At 61.4% G+C, this 15,103-nt stretch carries 17 protein-coding genes; 14 read left to right on the top strand and 3 right to left on the bottom strand.

Annotation, left to right across the window (positions count from 1 at the left end):
• The first annotated feature begins 44 nt into the window (after nt 1–44).
• The 5 genes from guaB (at nt 45) to LZ012_RS11825 (ending at nt 5,303) form a co-directional block, all read left to right on the top strand.
• Nucleotides 45–1,508, top strand: coding sequence for an IMP dehydrogenase (guaB, locus tag LZ012_RS11845; protein ID WP_275711020.1), 1,464 nt, complete (start codon nt 45–47; stop codon nt 1,506–1,508).
• A gap of 61 nt (nt 1,509–1,569) precedes the next feature.
• Nucleotides 1,570–3,204, top strand: a complete 1,635-nt coding sequence (guaA, locus tag LZ012_RS11840; protein ID WP_275711019.1) for a glutamine-hydrolyzing GMP synthase — start codon at nt 1,570–1,572, stop codon at nt 3,202–3,204.
• A 55-nt stretch (nt 3,205–3,259) separates the two neighbouring features.
• Complete coding sequence (locus tag LZ012_RS11835; protein WP_275711017.1) at nt 3,260–4,369, top strand: trypsin-like peptidase domain-containing protein; 1,110 nt, start codon at nt 3,260–3,262, stop codon at nt 4,367–4,369.
• Nucleotides 4,366–4,824: a tRNA adenosine(34) deaminase TadA gene (gene tadA, locus LZ012_RS11830; protein WP_275711016.1), complete on the top strand. Its 459-nt coding sequence runs from the start codon at nt 4,366–4,368 to the stop codon at nt 4,822–4,824. Before LZ012_RS11835 ends, tadA begins: the two co-directional genes overlap by 4 nt.
• Entirely contained in the window at nt 4,821–5,303 is a 483-nt protein-coding gene (locus LZ012_RS11825; RefSeq protein WP_275711015.1) for a L,D-transpeptidase, read from the top strand. The genes tadA and LZ012_RS11825 overlap by 4 nt, the downstream gene beginning before the upstream one ends.
• Here the strand turns inward: LZ012_RS11825 and LZ012_RS11820 are convergent.
• Entirely contained in the window at nt 5,273–6,022 is a 750-nt protein-coding gene (locus LZ012_RS11820) for an NRDE family protein (RefSeq protein ID WP_275711014.1), read from the bottom strand. The two genes, LZ012_RS11825 and LZ012_RS11820, sit on opposite strands and share 31 nt — an antisense overlap.
• Nucleotides 6,023–6,030: 8 nt before the next feature.
• Complete coding sequence (ygfZ, locus tag LZ012_RS11815) at nt 6,031–7,047, bottom strand: CAF17-like 4Fe-4S cluster assembly/insertion protein YgfZ (RefSeq protein WP_275711013.1); 1,017 nt, start codon at nt 7,045–7,047, stop codon at nt 6,031–6,033.
• Nucleotides 7,048–7,139: 92 nt separating this feature from the next.
• Between ygfZ and mltG the strand changes: the two genes are divergently transcribed.
• From mltG to LZ012_RS11785, 6 genes are read left to right on the top strand one after another with little or no spacing between them, the layout of a single operon-like run.
• Nucleotides 7,140–8,135: an endolytic transglycosylase MltG gene (mltG, locus tag LZ012_RS11810; RefSeq protein WP_275711012.1), complete on the top strand. Its 996-nt coding sequence runs from the start codon at nt 7,140–7,142 to the stop codon at nt 8,133–8,135.
• Complete coding sequence (tmk, locus tag LZ012_RS11805) at nt 8,132–8,746, top strand: dTMP kinase (protein WP_275711011.1); 615 nt, start codon at nt 8,132–8,134, stop codon at nt 8,744–8,746. The genes mltG and tmk overlap by 4 nt, the downstream gene beginning before the upstream one ends.
• Before the next feature lie 56 nt (nt 8,747–8,802).
• Entirely contained in the window at nt 8,803–9,768 is a 966-nt protein-coding gene (gene holB / locus LZ012_RS11800; RefSeq protein ID WP_275711010.1) for a DNA polymerase III subunit delta', read from the top strand.
• A complete protein-coding gene (locus tag LZ012_RS11795) occupies nt 9,765–10,127 on the top strand; it encodes a PilZ domain-containing protein (protein WP_275711009.1) in 363 nt (120 codons plus the stop codon). The genes holB and LZ012_RS11795 overlap by 4 nt, the downstream gene beginning before the upstream one ends.
• Nucleotides 10,128–10,136: 9 nt before the next feature.
• On the top strand, nt 10,137–10,910 hold the full coding sequence (locus LZ012_RS11790) for a TatD family hydrolase (RefSeq protein ID WP_275711008.1): 774 nt from the start codon (nt 10,137–10,139) through the stop codon (nt 10,908–10,910).
• Between the two features lie 5 nt (nt 10,911–10,915).
• Nucleotides 10,916–11,575: an ankyrin repeat domain-containing protein gene (locus tag LZ012_RS11785; protein ID WP_275711007.1), complete on the top strand. Its 660-nt coding sequence runs from the start codon at nt 10,916–10,918 to the stop codon at nt 11,573–11,575.
• A gap of 126 nt (nt 11,576–11,701) precedes the next feature.
• On the opposite strand, the gene LZ012_RS11780 is transcribed toward LZ012_RS11785, so the two are convergent.
• Nucleotides 11,702–12,292, bottom strand: a complete 591-nt coding sequence (locus tag LZ012_RS11780; protein WP_275711006.1) for a hypothetical protein — start codon at nt 12,290–12,292, stop codon at nt 11,702–11,704.
• 197 nt (nt 12,293–12,489) lie between these two features.
• Here LZ012_RS11780 and LZ012_RS11775 point away from each other — a divergent pair, with 197 nt between their 5' ends.
• Genes LZ012_RS11775 through LZ012_RS11765 form a run of 3 tightly spaced genes read left to right on the top strand, consistent with a single transcriptional unit; the run spans nt 12,490 to nt 15,087 of the window.
• Entirely contained in the window at nt 12,490–13,338 is an 849-nt protein-coding gene (locus LZ012_RS11775) for a M15 family metallopeptidase (RefSeq protein WP_275711005.1), read from the top strand.
• Between the two features lie 43 nt (nt 13,339–13,381).
• Entirely contained in the window at nt 13,382–13,648 is a 267-nt protein-coding gene (locus LZ012_RS11770; RefSeq protein ID WP_275711004.1) for a PAAR domain-containing protein, read from the top strand.
• Between the two features lie 17 nt (nt 13,649–13,665).
• The gene (locus LZ012_RS11765; RefSeq protein ID WP_275711003.1) at nt 13,666–15,087 is read left to right on the top strand and encodes a hypothetical protein; all 1,422 of its coding nucleotides are present in this window, start codon (nt 13,666–13,668) and stop codon (nt 15,085–15,087) included.
• Nucleotides 15,088–15,103 lie beyond the last annotated feature (16 nt).

Raw genomic sequence — 15,103 nt, 5'->3', positions numbered from 1 at the left:
GTCTTTTCTGTATAATACGATTTTGTGACCTTGGATTAAAGGCCATGCGACTGCTGCAAAAAGCCCTCACCTTCGACGACGTCCTGCTCGTCCCCGCACATTCTCAAGTCCTCCCGCGCGATGTCAGCCTTGCCACGAAGCTGACCCGCAACATTACCCTGAACCTGCCGCTGTTGTCCGCCGCCATGGATACCGTGACGGAAGGGCGCCTCGCCATCGCGCTGGCCCAGGAAGGCGGGATCGGTATCGTCCACAAGAACCTGACCGCCAAGGCTCAAGCCGCCGAAGTGGCCAAGGTCAAGCGTTTCGAGTCCGGCATCCTGAAGGATCCGATTACCGTTTCGCCGCTGATGACGGTGCGCGATGTGCTAGAAATCACCCGTCAGTACCGGATTTCCGGTCTGCCGGTGATCGATAAGGCTGGCAAGGTGGTGGGTATCGTCACCAACCGCGACCTGCGTTTCGAAACCAATCTCGACCAGCCGGTCAAGGCCATCATGACGCCGCGCAAGCGCCTGGTCACGGTCAAGGAAGGCGCCAGCGTTGAGGATGCCAAGGAACTGATCCGCACCCACCGTCTGGAGCGCGTGCTGGTCATCGACGACGAATTCCACCTGCGCGGCCTGATCACCGTCAAGGACATCCTGAAGTCCACCGAACATCCTCTGGCCAACAAGGACGCCACCGGCCGCCTGCGCGCCGGCGCTGCCGTCGGTGTCGGCGCCGGTACCGAGGAGCGCGTCGAGTTGCTGGCCGAAGCCGGCGTCGACGTGATCGTCGTCGATACCGCGCACGGCCACTCGCAGGGCGTGCTCGACCGGGTGAATTGGGTCAAGAAGAATTTCCCGCACATTGAAGTGATCGGCGGCAACATCGCCACCGCCGATGCAGCGCGGGCGCTCGTCGATATGGGCGCCGACGGCGTCAAGGTCGGCATCGGCCCCGGTTCCATCTGCACGACGCGGATCGTTGCCGGCGTCGGTGTGCCGCAGATCACCGCTATCCAGAATGTTTCCGAGTCGCTGAAGGGCACCGGCGTGCCGATGATCGCCGACGGCGGCATCCGCTATTCCGGCGACATCGCCAAGGCGATCGCCGCCGGCGCCAATACGGTCATGCTCGGCGGCCTGTTCGCCGGCACCGAGGAAGCACCGGGCGAGGTCGAACTGTTCCAGGGCCGTTCCTACAAGTCGTACCGCGGCATGGGTTCGCTCGGCGCCATGCAGGCCGGTTCCTCCGATCGCTACTTCCAGGAAGCCACCGCCAACGTCGATAAGTTCGTGCCGGAAGGCATCGAAGGCCGCGTTCCCTACAAGGGTTCCGTGCTCGCCGTGATCCACCAACTGATGGGCGGCCTGCGTTCGTCGATGGGTTACCTCGGCAGCCCGACCATCGCCCATATGCACGACAACGCCTGTTTCGTCGAAATCACCTCGGCCGGCATCCGCGAATCGCACGTCCATGACGTGCAGATCACCAAGGAAGCCCCGAACTACCACCTCGACTGATCGTCTTCATGGTCCTCAGGGCGGCTCATGGAGCCGCCCTTGTTCATTCAAGGCACTGAAAATGTCCCATCAAAAAATCCTCATTCTCGATTTTGGCTCCCAAGTCACCCAGCTGATCGCCCGCCGCGTGCGTGAAGCCAAGGTCTTCTGCGAAATCCATCCCTACGATGTTTCTGAAGACTTCATCCGCAACTATGGCGCCAAGGGCATCATCCTCTCCGGTGGCCCGAGCTCGGTGACTGAGGGTGACACGCCGCGCGCCCCGAACGTCGTCTTCGAGTTGGGCATCCCGGTGCTCGGCATCTGCTACGGCATGCAGACCATGGCCCAGCAGCTGGGCGGCCAGGTGATGACCGCCGAGGCGGCCGGCAAGGCCCGTGAATTCGGTTACTCGGAAGTCCGCGCCCACGGCCATACAGCGCTGCTGAACGACATCGCCGACTTCTACAGCCCGGAAGGCCACGGCATGCTGAAGGTCTGGATGAGCCACGGCGATTCGGTCATGGAACTGCCGGCTGGCTTCGTCAAGATGGCGTCAACTGCCTCCTGCCCGATTGCCGCGATGGCTGACGAGAGCCGCAAGTTCTACGCGGTGCAGTTCCATCCCGAAGTCACCCACACCCAACAGGGCCGGGCGATCCTTGAGCGCTTCGTGCACGGCATCTGCGGCTGCGGTACCGACTGGGTCATGGGCGATTACATCGCCGAGGCGGTGGATGCGATCCAGCGCCAGGTCGGCGACGAGGAAGTCATTCTCGGCCTGTCCGGCGGCGTCGATTCGAGCGTTGCCGCGGCGCTGATCCACAAGGCGATCGGCGACCAGCTGACCTGCGTTTTCGTCGATCACGGCCTGCTGCGCCTGAACGAAGGCGACATGGTCATGGAAATGTTCGCCCGCAACCTCGGCGTCAAGGTCATTCGCGTCGATGCCGTCGATGCCTTCATGGGCAAACTGGCCGGCGTCAGCGACCCGGAGCAGAAGCGCAAGATCATCGGCAAGGAATTCGTCGAGGTCTTCCAGGCCGAGTCGAAGAAGCTCTCCGCTGCCAAGTGGCTAGCCCAGGGCACGATCTATCCGGACGTCATCGAATCGGCCGGCAAGGGCAAGAAGGGCGCCCACACCATCAAGAGCCACCACAACGTCGGCGGCCTGCCCGAAGACATGCATCTCAAGCTGCTGGAACCCTTGCGCGAGCTGTTCAAGGATGAAGTCCGCGAATTGGGCGTCGCGCTGGGCCTGCCGCGCGAAATGGTCTATCGCCACCCGTTCCCGGGCCCCGGGCTGGGTGTGCGCATCCTCGGCGAGGTCAAGCGCGAAGCCGCCACCCTGCTGCAGCGCGCCGACGCCATTTTCATCGACGAACTGCGCGCCACGCACGCCACCGAGCGCGATGTGGCATCCGGCGCCTGTGCCGCGGCTGACGTCGGCAAGAGTTGGTACGACCTGACCAGCCAGGCTTTCGCCGTCTTCCTGCCGGTCAAGAGCGTCGGCGTGATGGGCGACGGTCGCACCTACGAGAACGTCGTCGCCCTGCGCGCCGTGGTTACCAGCGACTTCATGACAGCGCACTGGGCGCACCTCCCGTACGAACTGCTCGGCCGGGTGTCGAACCGGATCATCAACGAAGTGCGCGGTCTGAACCGGGTCGTGTACGATGTATCGGGCAAACCGCCGGCCACCATCGAGTGGGAGTAAGCGGCGGCAGGCCCTGAAATTTCTGTGTCCATAGCGCATTTCCGGCGGAATTGGCATGAAAAGCTACTACCAGATCCTGGGGCTTGCATCGGCCCAGGCGTCAAGCGAGGAAATCGAGGCGGCTTATCGGCATTTGCTGGCTGAGTTCGCCGGCAATGCCGATTACCAGAAGGCCATTAGCGAGGCCTTCGTAGCCTTGAGCGATCCACAGCGCAGGGCGGTGCATGACCGGCAATTGCTGGTGTTTCAGTCGAACGCTGCGGCTTCGCAACAGGATCGTGCGGCAGGCGGTAGTGGCTTCAAGTGGCTGGGCTTGGTCAGCTTGGCTGTCGCATTGCTCGGCTACTACTACTCAACGCAGCCAAAACCCAAGCCTGCCACGGTGCCAACGGCCGTTTCAGTCGCGGAATCTCAAGTGGCCGCCCCCGCCGCGGCCGTCGACACAGAGCCGGCACAGCCCGCCCCGGCTGCGGTGCAGGTAGGCAAACCGCAAGAACAGATTGTGGTGGTGCAAGGTCCCGCAGTTGCCGCGGTGCGTTTCACGCGGCCGGCCAAAAAAGTCGGATTCGATGCCGAATACTTGTCATGGACCACGTATTTGGTTGTCGGCGGGCGAAACAGAGGGTCGGGCGTCATGGTGGCGCCGGATAAAATACTGACCAACTGCCACGTAGTCGCCGGGAACGCCATGAGCGGACTGGTGGTCATCAACAGCGCTACCCACGAGCGGGCCAAGGTCGACAAGTATTCGAAACTTGAAGATGACGAGGATGTCTGCCTGCTCAATGCGCCGGGGGCACCCGCCTATCTGGCCGAGTGGGGGCGTTCCGAATCACTCGATATCGGGGCTGCCACCTATACGGTGAGTTTTCCCGGCAATGAGGGGCTGACCTGGTCGTCCGGGAAGCTGATCCGCCGGGAGTATCCGCTCGGCATGGAGATCGTGACGACTTCCAACTATTGCCGCCCCGGGGTTTCCGGCGGTCCGCTGTTCGATGAAAAAGGACTGCTGATTGGCATCACCTCGGCGGGGCGCACCTACCGTGGCGGCGGTTCGGAATGCATGTCGCTGACCGCCGAAACGGCAAGGAAAGTGCTCTATAAACCCATGGTGCCAATCGCTTTGGCGCCCACCCAATACGATCCGGCGATGCTGAGACGATGAACGACGAATTTTTCATGCGCGAAGCGCTTTCCCTGGCACACGCCGCGGAATGCCTGGGCGAGGTTCCGGTGGGCGCCGTTGTGGTTCGCGAAGGCATCATTATCGGTCGCGGCTTCAACACCCCAATTGGCGAGAACGATCCGACGGCCCATGCCGAGATTGCCGCCCTGCGCGATGCAGCGCGCAATCTGGGCAACTATCGTCTGCCCGGCTGTGAGTTGTTCGTCACGTTGGAACCGTGTGCCATGTGCGCTGGTGCCATCATGCATTCGCGGATCAGCCGGGTCATCTACGGTGCCCGCGACCCGAAAACCGGGGTGCATGGCAGCGTCGTCGATCTGTTCGGGGTCGAACGGCTGAATCATCACGCTACAGTCGAGGGCGGGGTGCTGGCTGCAGAGTGCAGCACGCTGTTGTCATCGTTTTTTGCCAGCCGACGCAAGAAAACGCAATGAAACTCCATGTATCCGTTGCCCGTCAGTCGATGCGGGTGCTCGACGAGTCCGGCAAGTTGCTGCGCGAATATCCGGTATCGACAGCGCTGGCTGGTGTGGGTGAAGTTTTCGGCAGTTTCCAGACGCCACGAGGAGCGCACATCATCCGGGCCAAGATAGGCGCAGGACAGCCGGAAAATACGGTATTTGTCCGACGCCGGCCGACCGGCGAAATCTGGACGCCGGCCTTGGGTGAGCAGTTCCCCGGCCGCGACTGGATACTGACCCGTATTCTGTGGCTGTCCGGCTGCGAGCCAGGGCAGAATCGCCTGGGCTGTGTCGATACTATGCGCCGCTACATCTATATTCACGGCAGTCCGGATTCCGTCGATATGGGCCTTCCCGGCTCACACGGCTGCATCCGCATGCGCAATGCCGACATCCTCGAATTGTTCGAGCTAGTTCCCTGTTATTCGGCGGTCGAGATCGCCGAGGATTGAAGCGCCTGGCCACCGGGGCCGAAGCTTTTCTCATGCATCGTCACTTCGCCATCGCGCCGCAGCCAGGCAACGGTCGAGGCCCGCGTGCCGTAGGACTCGGATTTGACGAAGATAGCCGATAGCAGCCGTTCCCATTCCAGGCTGACGCCGGTGCTCGGCAACTCTGCGTCGGGGACGATTTCCCGGTCGGCCAACAAGTCGAAAAACGCCCTGGTGTCGGGCAATCGGGGCAATGCCGCGGAAAAGCGCAGGCGTGCGGCCAGCAGTTTGGGCCACGGACTGTCGAGCAGATGGTTGGATAAGCCGTAGACGCCGGGTGCTAGGGAGCGTGGCGTACCGTCGCGGTTGGTGCAGTAGGTCAGCGCTGCGCCATCGGCCAGCAGCAGATTGAAACCGGAGTACTGCGCGTAGTCGAGTTGCGCGGCGTATTCGCCGGCCGACAGCCTAGACGTCAGAAAATTGCGGGTCAGGGCGCCACGCGAAAGGGCACCCTTGGCGGCACCCGACTCACGGACGTTGGTCACTGCGGCAAAGCGTCCACTATCGGTGATCCCCAGCCACGTGCCGCCGGCTTCGAGATCCAGCCCGCCAATGACATGGGGGGCATCCGCCCAGCGGCCTATCGCGGTGCTCGGGCGGGCATAGAACTCGTCGCGGTTGGCAGCGACGACCAGCGGGTAGTCCGGATGAACCCGCCAGCCGACGACGATCAGGCACATCGCCCGGTTTACGGATTGACTGCGGCGGCCTGGACTGGCGGTCCGTCGAGCGAACCCAGGCGGACATTGGCCGAAAAGTTCGACTGCACGACAGCGAGGGCTTCGTAGCCACCGGCGGGAGACGGGGCGGCGGTCATGACCATGCCGCACGACTGGTCCGGATTGTCCGGCGAATGCAGGACATCGCCCGCCTTGAGCGCCTGCTGGCTGGTCAGCCGGAACAGGTGGCGCTTGACCTTGCCGAGGTACTGGGTCCGGGCGACCACTTCCTGGCCCGGGTAGCAGCCTTTGTGGAAGCTGACGCCGCCGATCTTTTCGAAATCGGCCATCTGCGGAACGAATTCTTCCTTGGTGGCCAGGGTGACCAGTGGGTAGGCCGCCTGGATGTCGAGCCAACGCCATGCCGCGGTGCCTGCCGGGCGGGCCTTGCCGACCACTTTCTGCCATAGCGCTTCCCCGGCCGATGCCGGGGCGAGGACAGCGAACCGGGTGCCGTCCAGGCGCATGACGGTGATCTCGCCCTGCTGGTCGGTGATCATCGGGCTCGCGGGGCAGGGCAGGCCGGATTCGGCCAGAGCTTCTTCGGCTTGCGGCCCGGCCAAGCCGAGCATGATAGTGCTGTCGGTCAGGGTCGCCAGCCTGACCTTGGAGCGCAATACGAACATCTGCAGACGCTTCTGGCTGGCTTCCTGCAGGTCGGCCGACAGGGCCAGCAGATAGCGTTCATTCTGGCGCCAGGCAAGGAAGCTGGCCTGCATGCGCCCCTTGGCAGTGCACCATCCAGCATGCTGAACCTGGTTTGCGCCCAGGTGGTTGATGTCGCTGGTGAATTGGCTGTGCAGGAAAGCCTTGGCATCTTCGCCGGTCGCTTCGATGAGGGCCAGGTGAGTCAGCGGAACGACAACGGTTTGTTGCCGGGCGGCCTGCAATTCACCGGCGGCATCGCCGAAGTTGAGAAGTTCGGTCGAATTGCCGTCGAAATGACCTTGGGCGGATTCGAGAAAGCTGCGCCATTGGGGATTCATGGGGGCTCCAGAGGGGGTTTCGGATATTATATCGCTCGTTATAACGTGCTCGTTCCACACGGGCAAGACCTGCTTGCCGCCAACGAGTTCCCGTGCGCTTATTGATCAAGACTTTTCTCGCCGCCCTGTTGCTGGCCGTCATCGCTTTTGGCGGTCTGTGGTGGTGGGCTAACCAGCCGCTTGCCCTGCGCAGTTCGCCACTCGATTTTCGCATTGCCGCCGGCAGCAGCCTGCGTTCGGCGATCACCCAGATGCGGGAAGCGGGCGTCAATGTCGAGCCGACCTTGCTTTCCTTGCTGGCACGCGCCAATCGGGCCGATACGGCGATCAAGGCAGGCAGCTATGCCCTGAATGAAGGTGCGACGCCGCGCCAGTTGCTCGACAAGCTGCTTAAGGGCAAGGTCACGCAAGGGGAACTGACGCTGGTCGAAGGTTGGACCTTTCGCCAATGGCGGGCGCGCCTCAACGGCCACCCTGACCTTAGGCATGATGCGCTGGGGTGGAGCGAGGCCGAGATCATCCAGCAACTAGGTCTCAGCGTGTCCTCGCTCGAAGGCCACCTCTTTCCGGATACCTACCTGTTCGACAAGCAGTCCAGCGATCTGGATCTGCTGGCGCGCGCTTATCGGGCCATGCAGCGCAAGCTGGATGTCGAGTGGTCGCAGCGGACTGCCGGCTTACCGTACAAGTCGCCGGAAGAAGCGCTGATCATGGCGTCGATCATCGAAAAGGAAACTGGACGCGAAGCCGATCGCCAGCTGGTGGCCGCCGTGTTCATTAATCGACTGCGTTTGGGCATGCTGCTGCAGACCGACCCGACCGTCATCTACGGGCTGGGTGAAAGATTCGACGGCAATCTGCGCAAGCGGGATCTGCTCAGCGACACTCCGTACAATACTTATACGCGACTCGGCCTGCCGCCGACGCCGATCGCCATGCCGGGCCAGGCATCGCTGAAGGCGGCGTTGAATCCGGCAGCCAGCGACGCAGTTTATTTCGTCGCTCGCGGCGACGGCAGCAGCGAATTTTCCAGGACGCTCGACGAGCACAATCGGGCAGTCAACAAATATCAGAGAGGTGGGAAGTGAAAGGTAAATTCATCACTTTCGAGGGCATCGACGGGGCGGGAAAGAGCAGCCATGTCGAATGGATCGCTGGGGCTTTGCGTCAGCGCGGTCTGACGGTCCACGTGACGCGTGAGCCGGGCGGTACGGAATTGGGCGAAAAGCTGCGCGAGTTGCTGCTCAACGAACCGATGCATCTGGAAACGGAAACGCTGCTGATGTTCGCAGCGCGGCGCGAGCACTTGGCCCGCCTGATCGAGCCGGCTCTGGCGCGGGGCGAATGGGTGGTCTGCGACCGCTTCAGCGATGCGACCTACGCCTATCAGGGCGGTGGGCGCGGCCTCGACCGCGCCAAATTCCTGGCACTCGAACACTGGGTGCATGGGCATCTGCAGCCGGATCTCACCCTGTTGTTCGATCTGCCGCTGGATGTCGCGCGGGAGCGCATCGTTCTGGCTAATCGCGTGCTGGACAAGTTCGAGCAGGAGCGGGCCGATTTCCATGAGCGAGTGCGCCAGGCGTATCTCGAACGTGCTCACGCCAGCCCGGCACGATTCCGGGTTATCGACGCCAATAGGCCCATCGATGATATTCGTAAACAACTTGAGCAAATAATTTCAACTATTTGTTTATGAATGTAATAGATCTTCACGAAAAGGTCTGGACGGCCCTCCAGGGGCGACGGGAGCGCTTGCCGCATTCCCTGTTGCTGGTCGGCCAGAAAGGCTTGGGGAAATTCGACCTTGCCCGCCATTTTGCCGCGAGCCTGCTGTGCGAATCACCGCAAGCCGATGGCTTGGCATGCGGCAAATGCCTGGCCTGCAATTGGTTCGAGCAGGGAAATCACCCGGATTTCCGCTTGTTGCAACCGGAAGCCTTGAGTAGCGACATTAAAGTCGAGGATGGAAAGAAAAAGCCGAGCCAACAAATCACGATCGATCAGGTGCGCGGGCTGGACGACTTTTTCAATGTGGGTACGCACCGCGGCGGGCTACGCATCGTCGTGGTGAATCCGACCGAGGCAATGAACCGCAGCACGGCGAACTCGCTTCTTAAAACACTTGAAGAACCGTCGCCAGGTACATTGTTTTTAATGGTTTCAAGTGAGCCTATGCGCTTGCTGCCAACGATCCGTAGCCGCTGCCAGATTGTGCCGGTTCCGGTGCCGTCGGTCGGGCTGGCAGCCCAGGTATTGGCCGACCAGGGTTTGACCCAGCCGGAACGTTGGCTGGCCTTGGCCGGTGGTTCTCCCGGCTTGGCTCTGGACTTGGCGCAATCCGGGCAGAGCGCCTGGCTGGAGTTGCTGGCCAATCGACTGGGGGCTGGCCGCTCAGTCGATCCGTTGGCGACGGCGACCGAACTGGAAAAGGCGGTCAAGGACAGCAAAGGCAAGTTGTCGTTGAAGCAGGTGGTCGAAGCCTTGCAGAAATGGCTGGTCGATCTGACCTTGGCCCGGAATGGCTTGCCGGTGCGTTATTTTCTGCCGCAGCAAGCCACAATTTCAGGGCTGGCTGATATGATTCCGCCTGCGCGCCTGATACAGTCGTATCGTGCGGCAATTACCCGCCGCCAGGAAGCAGAGCAGCCGCTGAATGCACGCCTCTTTCTGGAAAGCCTCCTGATGGACTATCGAGCCCTGTTCGCCAATCAACGATGAGTGAAGCAAAACCCGCTCCCCAGCGCCCAAGCGTTCTCTCGCTGAACATCAATTCCAAGTCTGCTCTTTATGCGGCGTTCATGCCGCATTTGAAATCCGGCGGTATCTTCATTCCCACGACCCGGGGCTACAAAATCGGCGACGAGGTGTTCATGCTGCTGTCGTTGATGGATGATCCCGCCAAGTTGCCGATTGCCGGTACGGTCGTCTGGGTGACGCCGGCCGGTGCACAGAACGGTCGTGCCCAGGGCATCGGCGTCCACTTCAACAACGACGAAAGCGGCCAGGAAGCGCGGCGCAAGATCGAGGGCTTGCTCGGCGGTGTCATGCAATCGGCGCGTCCCACGCACACGCTCTGATCGACTGCCATGCTGGTCGATTCCCACTGCCACCTCGATTTTCCCGACCTGGTTGGCCGCCTGCCGGAGGTTTTGCAGCGCATGCAGGAAAACCAGGTTGATCTGGCAGTCTGCATTGGCGTCAATCTTGAGGATTTTCCCAAGGTTCTCGCGCTCGCCGACGCGCAGCCGAATTTGTATGCCACGGTGGGCGTGCATCCGGAATACACCGATGTTGATGAGCCGACTCAGGCGCGCCTCGTCGAACTGGCCACCCACCCGAAAGTGATCGCCATCGGCGAAACCGGTCTCGATTACTACTGGCAGAAGGACAAGCCGGAGTGGCAGCGGGAGCGTTTCCGCACCCATATCCGGGCTGCCAAGGCCTGCGGAAAGCCCCTGGTGGTGCATACCCGCGAGTCGGCAGTCGATACCTTGCGGCTGCTCAAAGATGAGGGGGCTGATGCGGTCGGTGGGGTCATGCATTGCTTCACCGAGAACTGGGAGGTTGCCACCCAGGCTCTCGATCTCGGTTTCTACCTGTCTTTTTCCGGTATCGTCACCTTCAAGAACGCGCTGATCGTCAAAGAGGTGGCGCAAAAATGTCCGCTTGACCGCATGCTGGTCGAAACCGATGCACCTTACCTTGCACCGGTGCCCTACCGCGGGAAACAGAACGAACCGGCCTACGTACGTCACGTCGCCGAAGAAATCGCCCGTTTGCGTTCGCTGACTTTCGAAGACGTGGCCCTGGCGACGACCGACAATTTCCGCCGCCTGTTCAAAATACCTGCCCTACGCTGATCAAAATGAAGAAAACCCTGCTGAGCGCCTTGCTGGTCCTGTCCTTTCCGCTCCTGGTCGGTGCCGCGACCTATGATGATTTGATCAACGGGGCAAAAATGGGCGATACGGGTACCATTTCGGAGTTGGTACGCAAAGGGGCTTCGGTCGATACCACCGATATCGATGGCAACACCTTGCTGATGCTGGCTGCCCGTGATGGTCATGCTGATCTGGTTACTTACCTGATCGCGCAGCGGGCCAAGCTCAACGCACGCAATTCGGCCGGCGATACTGCCTTGCGCCTAGCTGCTTTCCGGGGGTATCTGCCGGTGGTCGATGCGCTGATCAAGGCAGGCGCCGCGGTGAATATGAGCGGCTGGACCCCGTTGGCCTATGCTGCCTTCAGTGGGCATCTCGCTATTGCAAAACGCCTGATCGAAGCCGGCGCTGATATCAATGCGCCGAGCGAGAATGGCACAACCCCTTTGATTGCGGCGGCACGCAGCGGCCATGCCGATGTCGTCAAATTGCTTATCGACCGAAAGGCCGATAGCAATCTCAAGCTGGACACTGGCGAGACGGCATTGGATATCGCCATGAAGACCAATAATACCGATATCGCCGCCATGCTCCGCAAGGCCGGCGCCATGTCCGGTCGCTCAGTTACGATCGAGGTCCGATAAGGCGCTCTCCGCGCTTTGCCGCCATTGCGCATCCTCGTGATTTGAGGGGTGATGGCTTTTGCCGCATTCAGGGCATCTCATTTTTCGCTGAGTATCACCCTGTGCTTGGTCAGGGGAGCGGTGCCTCTAGCGGACGATTGCTGTGATGATGTCGATATCCCGCTCGTTCGTCCGTTTTCCGCCGGAAGACTGATTTTTCTCGCTTTTGGCTGCTCTTGGTGTGGCGGTGTTCCTGAGCTCGGACTTCGCCGTCCGATGAGCTGATGCCGTCTTGGCGTGGCTGGCAGCAGGCTGAGTAGGTCTCCGATACTCGGTATTAGCCAGACTTCCTGGAGTATTTTCCGCTAAGTTGGTAGGGGGTGACGCTGGGGGGCGCTGCGCTGCGCTGGTCATGTTCTCCGTGTCGTTGCGAATCGTTGCGCTGAGGCTCGCCGAAGCCACTTTTGTCATCGGGTACAGGGTTTTCGGTTTGACAAGGGTTGGTGGCATCGAGGCGGCATTTTTCTGCGTTTCATCCGAGATCGGCGCGGCCGGGCTCGTGTAGCTCGTGGGGGTTTGGTCCACCGATGAAGAGGGGGGTAGGAGTTGCGTCATGGCCCAGTAGCCACTTCCGAGTACGAACAGGGCGGTACCGGCCAGAATGGCGGTTTTCCTGTTTGATGATGGCTGCGCATGTATTTTTGCGTATTGGGGGTCCAGGTCTTGCAGGATGCTCATCGTAGTCCTTGGGTATCGGTGCTCAAAATATGCAAAACAGCTTAATGTTGACGTATTGTCAAATTAATAAAAGAATTATAAACATACCGCGATAAGTTCATAAAAAAATTCATTCGTATTAAAATAGTACAAATGATTAATGCCGTGTTCTGCGGGCGGTCGCCGTTGCGGAGTTAGGCTGTTTATGAGAGTTCTGCGTGGTCGCGGCTGCGGTTTTTGCATACTTCCTGATCGTTGTGTTCGGCGTTCTGCTGGTCGTCTTTCCGGGCTGCCGCGAGCGCGTGGCCGCCGCTTTGTCAGGGGCGTTTACCACCGGCGTGCTGCCGCTACTGCGTATCGGCGTCAGGGTTTCCTCCGGCTTTCATCTCTTCATCCGCTCGATCAAGCAATCGCTCGAGGGCGGCGGGCGCTTCCTCTCGGCCAATCCGCTGCTGGCTGGTGGTGCATTGCTGCTGGTGGTTGCGCCGACGCTCATTGCACTAAGCATTCATACGCCGGCGATCTTCGATTTTTCTAACGATACGCGCCTTGTCGACCGGCAAATCTCCGTGCTGCTGGACGGCGAGCAGCTGATTCCGCCTCCGCCTTTGCCGCCAGAAGTATTCACGACCAGCGAAGTGGAGCAGGTGCGGCCGGACGTGGTTCATGCCAGCCGGAACTGGAGTTTTCTGGACCAGGATTTCAAGCAGCGCCTGCTGGTCGTGTTCAAGCTGATGAATGAGCGTCACGGCTACGACATGGTCCTGATCGAGGGCTATCGTAGTCCGGAACGGCAGGCCCGCTTGTACGAACAAGGCTCGCACGTCACCCAGGCTGGCGCCAACATGAGCTACCACCAGTATGGCCTGGCGGCGGATTCAGCATTTTTCCGTGACGGGAAACTGGTCATTTCCGAGCGTGACCCGTGGGCCATGCGGGGCTATCAGCTCTATGGCGAAATAGCCCAGCAGGTCGGCCTGACCTGGGGGGGCGGCTGGAAGATGCAGGACTACGGCCACGTTGAGTTGCGGCGTGCCGGCGTGCTGGGACGGGCTGCCGCCCAATGAACCCAATTTTGTGCAGCCATTGGCGTGATTCGAGGAGCGTTTGATGAGTAGACCCTTTATTGTGCTGGGTGACAAGACCGACCATGGCGGCGTTGTCGTTTCGGCTTCCGAGACTAGTGATTGCGACGGCAAAGGCGTAGCCAGGGTGGGCGACAAGGTGACTTGTCCCAAAAAAGGCCACGGCAATGTGACGACCATCGTCACCGGCGATGCCACGGCATTGATCGACGGCCGCCCGGCGGCACGCCATGGCGACAAGACGGCTTGTGGCGCGACCTTGATCGCCAGCCAGTCGCTGACCACGGACTGAGCGACGGCAGCAGAAATATGTGGCCTACGCTATTCAAGGTGGTCGGGGGCAGCCTGCTGACTTTCGCGCTGGTCTGGGCACTGGTGCTGGGGTGGTGGCAGTCGAACGACTATGAGCCGAGCAGGCTCGACCTCGGGCTATATCTGGCCGCCTTGCCGCTGGCACTGGTGGGGGGCTTTCTGCTGCTGCGAGGATTCATCGATCATCTGAAGGCGCCCGCCGAGGCAGCGCCGCCTGCCGCAGCGGCATTGCGCGATGACGATCCGCTGGCCATTGCATCAGCCCAGACGACCGCCGCTGAACGTGCCTTCACGATAGCCTTGATCGACGGGTTCGTGCTCACCGCTGGCGGTGGTTCGGCGGATGGCACGCTGGCCGCTGTCGAAGATGGCAAGCGCCCCGAGCCCAGCGCGCGTTTGGCCGACGAAGCGGGTTTCCCGGTCTTCGCGGCCGAAGTGCCGGAACTGGAAGTCGATGCGATGATCGAGCGGATCTCGGAAGAGAACGGGCCATTGCGTGACTGGGCGGGCCGCGAGCAGATCATGCGTTCCTTTTCCTTACTCGAACGTGTCATCGAGGCGAGTGGCGACCGGCTGCGGAACATCCTCGAACAGGCCGGAGAGTCGGTCGGTCTGCGCGTTGTCTGGATCGTACCGGCGGCATGGCAGGGCATGGATCTGCAAGCCATGAAGGCCTGGCTGCAGGCGAGCTTCTGGCCTGACCCGGACAAGAACAGACTGGACATTGCCGCGGTTCCGGTTGCCGGCGAAGTGGATGCCTTGCGGGTCCTGGACGACATCATCCTTCGCGCGGGCCGCGATCCGTCGCGCGGTGAACTGACCTTGCTGCTGGGGGCGGCGTCGGTCGTCGATGAGCAGAGCGTCGAGCAATGGGCCGCGGCCAACCGGCTATTCTCGGCGCAGCATCAACAGCGCCGGATTCCTGGGGAGGGCGGGGTGGCCTTGCTGCTGGCCAGCCAAGCGACTGCCGAGCGGCTGGAGCTGGCCGAATCCGTAGCGGTCGGCCGGATCAGCGCGGCGCCCCGCGACAAGCCGGTCGATGCAGGCGGGCGGATCAGCGGCAAGCTGATCGAGCAGCTGGTGACCGGGTTGCTGGATGTGACCGGCATCGAGGATGCCGCGATCAAGACTGCCGTCCTGGATACCGATCACCGCGCCAACCATCTGACGGAAGCGCTGGAAGGGCTGGGTCAGCACTTTGGCCATCTCGATCCGATCAAGAATTGCCTGGCTGTCGCTTCGACCACCGGGGATCTGTCGCCCATCGGCGGGCTGGTCGCCTTGGCTTGCGCCAAGGCCAGGGTCCTGGCGACCGAAGCGCCGGTACTCTGCATCAGCAACCAGCACGACATCGACCGTGCCGTGCTTCTCGCCATGCCCCTGCCGGCGCAGCCCGACATCAAACCCAGCAGCACTTGAGTGAAGTCTAGACACG

It is taken from the genome of Dechloromonas hankyongensis (genome assembly GCF_022012295.1).
Taxonomy (GTDB): domain Bacteria; phylum Pseudomonadota; class Gammaproteobacteria; order Burkholderiales; family Rhodocyclaceae; genus Azonexus; species Azonexus hankyongensis.
This window is presented reverse-complemented; position numbering and strand designations above follow the sequence as displayed.